The 713-nt window shown below is 65.6% G+C and carries 1 protein-coding gene; it reads right to left on the reverse strand.

Going from position 1 to position 713, the window contains the following annotated elements:
* A partial coding sequence (locus ACLBX8_RS31555; RefSeq protein ID WP_447716403.1) for a ferredoxin--NADP reductase occupies positions 1 to 696 on the reverse strand: 696 nt, incomplete at its 3' end.
* Positions 697 to 713 lie beyond the last annotated feature (17 nt).

Consider the following 713-nt stretch of genomic DNA (forward strand, 5'->3'; position numbering starts at 1 on the left):
CAGGAGCTCGCGAGTGTCGCGGATCATGTCGGGGCTGCCGCAGAGCATGAAGCGGTCGTTCTCGATCGCCATCGGCGGCAGGCCGATATCCTCGAACAGCTTGCCCGAGACCATCAGGTCGGTGATCCGGCCGCGGTTGCGGAACGGCTCGCGGGTCACGGTCGGGTAGTAGACCAGCTGGTTCGAGATCATCTCGCCCAGGAACTCGTGGCGCGGCAGCGTCTCGGTGATGGTCTCGCCGTAGGCGAGTTCCTGCACCTGCCGGCAGCCGTGGACCAGCACGACCTTCTCGAACCGGTCGTAGGCCTCGGGATCCTTGATGATCGACAGGAACGGCGCCAGCCCGGTGCCGGTGCCCAGCAGGTACAGGTTGCGGCCCGGCAGCAGGTTGTCGAGCACCAGCGTGCCGGTCGGCTTCTTGCCGACGATGATCGGGTCGCCGACCTTCAGGTGCTGCAGCTTCGAGGTCAGCGGGCCGTCCTGGACCTTGATCGAGAAGAACTCCAGCTCCTCCTCGTAGTTGGCCGAGACCACCGAGTAGGCGCGCAGCAGCGGCCGGCCCTCGACCTCCAGGCCGATCATGGTGAACTCGCCGTTGCGGAACCGGAACGCCGGATCCCGCGTCGTGCGGAACGAGAACAGGTTGTCGGTCCAGTGGTGGACCGACAGAACGCGCTCCTCGTAGAACTTGCTCATCGACGGATCAGTCCTCG

This window comes from Methylobacterium sp. D48H (assembly GCF_053345715.1).